Genomic DNA, 5,722 nt, shown 5'->3' on the forward strand with positions numbered 1-5,722 from the left:
CTGCGAGGTGACGCTGTACGAACGCTCGAAGCACCTGGGCGGGCGGGCGCGGACCACGGAGGTGGAGGGCTTCCGCTTCAACCTGGGGCCGCATGCCCTGTACCGGGCGGGCGCGGCGTTGCGGGTGCTGGAGCGCCTGGGCGTGAAGCCCCAGGGAGGTGTTCCGGTGCCGACAGGCTCCCACGCACTGCGCGCGGGCCGGCTGCATACGTTGCCACGCGGGCCGGTGACGCTCATGACGACGGACGTGCTCTCGCTCGCCGGGAAGCTGGAGGTGGCGAAGCTGCTGGCGGGGCTGGCCCGCATCGACACGGGGCCACTGGGGCCCGTGTCGACGCGGCAGTGGCTGGAGACGCGCCTGACGCGAAAGGACAGCCAGGCGTTCATCGCGGCGCTGGTGCGTGTGGCGTCGTACTGCGCGGACCTGGATGTCCTCAGCGCGGAGGCGGCGGTGAAGCAACTCCAGGCCGCGACCGCCGCGAACGTGCTGTACGTGGACGGAGGCTGGAGCACCCTGGTGGACGCGGTGGAGCGGCTGGGGCGCGAGGCCGGAGTCCGGCTGGAGCTGTCCACGCGGGTGGAGGCCGTCGTCCTCCAGGCCGGGGGCACGCGGGTCGAGGGCGTGCGGCTCGCGGACGGCACGGTGCGCGGTGCGGACGCGGTGGTGCTGGCGGGCAGTCCCGCCGACGTGGCGGCGCTCGTGCCAGGGGACGCGGTGCTCGCCCGGGAGGCTCGGGAGGCGGTGCCCATCCAGGCGGCGACGCTGGAGCTGGGATTGTCGGCCCTGCCCAGGCCGGATGCGTTCTTCGCGCTCGGGGTGGACGGGCCCTGGTACGCGTCGGTGCATTCGGCCTCCGCGAAGCTGGCCCCGGAAGGGGGCGCGATGGTGCACGTGGCCAAGTACCTGGGCGGCGCGGACACGGAGTGCCGCGAGGCGGAGCTGGAAGCCGTGATGGACGCGCTCCAGCCGGGTTGGCGCGCGAAGGTGGTGGCGCGGCGCTTCCGTCCGTCGCTGACCGTCAGCGCCGGGCTGCCAAGGGCCATGAACGGCGGGCTGGCGGGGCGTCCCTCCGTGGAGGTGCCACACCTGGGCGGCCTGTTCCGCGTGGGCGACTGGGTGGGCGCGGAAGGCATGCTCGCGGACGCATCCCTGGCGAGCGCCGAGGCCGTGGAGCACGCCCTGCTGCAACGCATGGCGGCACCCCAGCGCCGCGCGGCGGGGGCCTGACTCGGGGCCCCGGCTCTCCAAACCTGTCCGACAGTCGGACAGGTTCGTGCGGCCCGGAGGGGGGAGGCCTCCCGGGGCCCCGGGCCCTCCCAACTGGTCCGACTGTCGGACCAGTTCGCGCCGCGCCGCCGCCGGGGAGGGAGTCCCCGCGGAGTTCTCTCTTTCTCATCCGTTTGGACAGAATGGATGTCCGAGGGCCCGGGCATGGATGCGGAATGGCGCCATGAAGTGGAGGCTTGAACGGGATGGATGCACAGGCGCGAGGAGCACTGGGACAGGCCGCACGCGAGCACGAGCGCTTCCTCTGGGGGCTCTGCTACCGGATGACGGGCGTGGCGGCGGACGCGGATGACCTGGTGCAGGAGGTCTATGCGCGCGCGCTCGCGACACCGCCGGAGCGCCTGGACACCTTGCGGCCCTGGCTGACGCGCGTGGCGGTGAACCTGGCGCGGGACCACCTGCGGCGGCGGCGGCGCGAAGGCTACATCGGACCGTGGCTGCCTTCGCCCGTGGAGACCGGCGACGAGGAGGTCCCACCCTCTGCGGAGGCGAGGCTTCCGGACGGCGGCTCGACGGAGGGGCGCTACGAATTGCTGGAGAGCGTCTCCTTCGCCTTCCTGCTGGCGCTGGAAGCCCTGTCGCCCAAGCAGCGGGCGGTGCTGCTGCTGCGCGATGTCTTTGATTACTCGGTGCTGGAAGTGGCCGAGGCGCTTCACATGAGCGAAGCGAACGTGAAGGTGGTCCACCACCGCGCTCGGGCGGCGATGGCCGCGTATGACCAGTCGCGCTGCGTGCCCACTCGCGACCTGCAGGCCCGTACGCGGGCCGCGCTGGAGGCCTTCCTCGGTGCAATGATGTCGGGAGACGTCGCCGCCGCGGAGGCGTTGCTGACCTCGGATGCGCGTGCCCTCTCGGACGGTGGCGGCAAGGTGCGTGCGGCCCTGGTGCCCGTCGTAGGCGCACAGCGCGTGGTCCTCGTCGTCCGCCGCCTGATGGAGATGCGAGGCCCGCCGGTGGCATGGGAGGCCCGGATGCTCAACGGACTGCCCGCCTTCGTCGCCGTGTACCCTCCGGCGAAGGACCCGCTCATGGCCCTGCACACCGTGATTCGCGTGGACGTGGACGCGAACGGACGCATCCACGCGCTGCATTCCGTGCTGGAAGAACGGAAGCTCGCGGGCGTCCGCATGCCCGTGCCGGATTGACCAGGACTCCTGGGAAATGTCGATTTTCGTAAACCTTCCGTGAGGCCCATCCGTTTGACGGAGTTCCCGGGGCGCGGTGAGCAGGACTCGCCGCGCCCATCAGAGAGGAACTCGAGTGATGGTGCGGAAGAGGTTGATTGCCTGGGGTCTGATGTTGAGTGGTCTGACGCTGCTCCCCGCTTGCGGCCGTGAGCCCAAGCCCCCCGAGGTCATCCGCTCGCAAGGGCCCGGAGACCTGGTGCTGCTGATTGAGCGGGAGGACGGAGCGGGCCCCTACGTCGAAAGCACGGTGGAGCGCTTCCGGGTCACCACCTCGGGCGAAACCCTCAAGTCCGTGCGCTGGAGCGCCAACGCTGGCGCCCTCGAGCCCGCCGCGGAGCAGGTCTCCTGGACGCTGCCCCAGGCGGGGACGGCGTCCCTGTCCGTCTCCGTCGAGACGGAGTCCGGGAAGACGGCGGAGGGGGCGTTCCACTTCAACGTGGTGGCCGCGCCGCTCGCCTCCGGCGCCGTCATCGACTCGGGCCCGGATGTCACGGGGGCTGGTTGTGACCTCGCGTTCGACAGCACGGGCAAGGCCCACGTCGTCTATACGAACGAGACCCACAACAGCCTGTGGTACGCGAGCTGGGACGGCACGGCCTGGAAGACGGAGCAGATTGAAGGGCCCGGTTTCAACAACGGCGGCGTCTTCGTCGTGAAGGGCGTGCTGGCCGTGGACCCGGTGACCGGCACGCCGCATGTCGCCTACACCAAGGGAACCGGCAACATCGCCACCGCGTCGACGCGGGTGGGCTATGCCACGCGCGTCAATGGCGTCTGGGTTCGAGAGGAGGTCGACGCGTCGGTGGTGATGCGCTTCAGCCTCGCGCTCAACCCGGCGCAGGCGCAGCGGCCGGTCATCGTCTTCAGCAGCAACCCCGCGGGGATCGTCCGGGTCGCGACCCGGACGGCGGCCAATACGTGGTCCACCGTGCCGCTCACCGCCAACACCCAGGTGCTCACGAGCGACGCCCTCTTCGACGCGGCCGGAGCGCTGCACGTCATCACGCACGTGCCCTCGAGCGGCTACGTCAGCCAGTCCCTGCAGGTCCTCCGGGGCTCCACCCTGGAGTCCTTCCCGCTGAAGACCAGCACCACCGCGCCCTGGCTCGCGACGGCCTGGGCGCCGGACTCGCGCCTGCTGGCGCTCTCCAACAGCATCTCCGATGGTGAATGGAACGCCATCGAGGACATCACGGTCGGGACGCCCGCCGCGTCCAGCACCCGGAGGGTCTCGACGGTGGATTACAAGTACGCCGCGTCCGACCTGGCCTATGGCGGAGGCAAGCCTGTCGTCGCCCTGCGCAATGGGACGGCGCTGGCGCTGGGCACGACGGACGCGCAGGGCTTCTGGACGTACACGCAGCTTGGGACGGTGCAGGACAGCTCCCGTCCGAGCGTGGCCGTCCATCCCACGGATGGCGTGCCGCATGTCTGCTACCAGCGGGACGGCAAGGTGACGTTCCAGTAGGTCTCCCCTCCGCTGACACGTCAGTGGACACGTCAGGCCTCCCGGTTCGTGGAGGCCTGACGTGCCAGTGGCGTCCTGCCGTCGCGTCCCTCCCGGTAGCGCCGGGCTGGTCTGGTTGTTGCTCAGGGGCATCCCGCCGCGGATGCACAACCTGAAAGCGATTGAATCCCATGGGACGACCCTTGAAGTTCGCCAACCTCGCCGCGCTGTGTCTGGGTTTGATGGGCCTCACGGCCGGCGCGCAGACGACGCCCACCGTCACGCAGGTCCCGCCGAGCCCCGCGCCCGCGCTGCCCTCGGGGACGAAGGTGACCTGCATCCAGGGCCCGGGCACCGGAGCCGCCGCCACCACCTGCCCGGTGCTCAAGTTGGATGGCTACACCTACTGGGCGCTCAGCTACGGCGACAACCGCGTCTCCATGGACATCGCCGCGTATGACGCCTCCGGCAAGCTGGTGGCGCAGTGGGAGAAGCCGGGCGCCCGCTACGTGTACGGCATCACGGTCAACCCCACGAACAAGACGGTGACCTTCGCCGGCCAGTCCGACGCGAAGATCACCATGACCTGGGACGAGCTGGCGCCTCCGCCCGTCGTGGTCCAGGTTCCTCCGGCGCCTCCGTCCATCCCCGCCGGGATGAAGGTGACGTGCACGCAGGGGCCCAACACCGGAGCCGCCTCCGCCACCTGTCCCGTCATCCAGTGGAAGGGCTACACCGTCTGGGCCCTCAGCTACACGGACAACCGCGTGGGCATGGGCATCGTCGTGTACGACGCCGCGGGCAAGGTCGTGGCGCAGTTCGAGAAGCCGGGCTCACGCTACGTGTACGGCATCACCGTGAACACGACCGACCGGACGGTGACGTTCGCCGGCCAGTCGGACGCGAAGATCTCGATGAAGTGGAGCGACCTGCTCCCGCCGCCGCCCGCGCCGTCGCCCCAGTGGGTGCTCCAGCCGGGGCCGCAGGGCGCGACGCTCAAGCAGATCTCCGTGGGCAGCGCCAACGCCATCTGGGGGCTGGACAGCGCGGGCTTCAACTGGAAGTGGACCGGCTCCGGCTGGCAGCGGATGGGCGGCACCGTGAGCAACATCTCCACGGCCTCGGACGGGACGCTGTGGGCCACCAACCCTCCGGACTCGCTGCGCGTGCTGAAGTGGGACCCCGCCGGCAACAAGTGGACCTGGAACATCCCCACGGGGATGAAGCAGGTCACCGCCGTCAACGCCAATACCGCCTGGGGGCTGGACAATGGCGGCTCGCTGTTCCGGTGGACCGGCTCCGCGTGGGAGAAGAAGGGCTGCTGCGTCAGCCAGCTCTCCGTCGGCTCGGACGGCGAGCTGTGGGCCACCAACCCGCCCGACTCCAACCGCGTGCTGCGCTGGGACTCCGCCGGCAACAAGTGGACCTGGAACATCCCCGCCGGCATGACCTTCGTGTCCGTGGGCAGCGCGAAGAACATCTGGGCGCTGGACGCGTCGGATGGCGTCTTCCAGTGGACCGGTTCGGCCTGGCAGAAGGTCCCAGGTGCGCTGCGGAACATCTCCGCCGCCGGCGACGGGTCCGTCTGGGGCCTCAACGCGCAGGGCCTCGTCTACAAGTGGCAGTGACGCCGGGCCCGAAGGGAGGGGCAGGCGTGAGGCCGCGCCGTCCACCCCTGGATCGCCCCAAGGGATGAAGCCCCTGTCCAAGCACTCCGTCCGTCACCAGTTCCTGGGTGCACGGCGGGGCGAGCGACTGGCTCTTATACACATCTCCGAGCCCACGAGCCATGCGCAGACA

The 5,722-nt window shown here is 70.4% G+C and carries 4 protein-coding genes; all 4 read left to right on the top strand.

Features of this window, described 5'->3' with window-relative positions; genetic code table 11:
- Nucleotides 1-1,228: phytoene desaturase family protein (locus D7W79_RS37885; RefSeq protein ID WP_147442253.1), on the top strand; the 1,228-nt coding region annotated here is incomplete at its 5' end.
- A 245-nt stretch (nt 1,229-1,473) separates the two neighbouring features.
- Complete coding sequence (locus D7W79_RS37890; RefSeq protein WP_120530129.1) at nt 1,474-2,433, top strand: sigma-70 family RNA polymerase sigma factor; 960 nt, start codon at nt 1,474-1,476, stop codon at nt 2,431-2,433.
- 151 nt (nt 2,434-2,584) lie between these two features.
- Nucleotides 2,585-3,943, top strand: coding sequence for a hypothetical protein (locus D7W79_RS37895; protein WP_120530130.1), 1,359 nt, complete (start codon nt 2,585-2,587; stop codon nt 3,941-3,943).
- Between the two features lie 170 nt (nt 3,944-4,113).
- Nucleotides 4,114-5,550 carry a tectonin domain-containing protein gene (locus D7W79_RS37900; RefSeq protein WP_147442255.1) on the top strand — a complete coding sequence of 479 codons (1,437 nt, stop codon included), beginning with the start codon at nt 4,114-4,116 and terminating at the stop codon, nt 5,548-5,550.
- The last annotated feature ends 172 nt before the right edge of the window (nt 5,551-5,722 follow it).

It is taken from the genome of Corallococcus exercitus (assembly GCF_003611585.1).
In the GTDB taxonomy this organism is placed as follows: Bacteria; Myxococcota; Myxococcia; order Myxococcales; family Myxococcaceae; genus Corallococcus; species Corallococcus exercitus.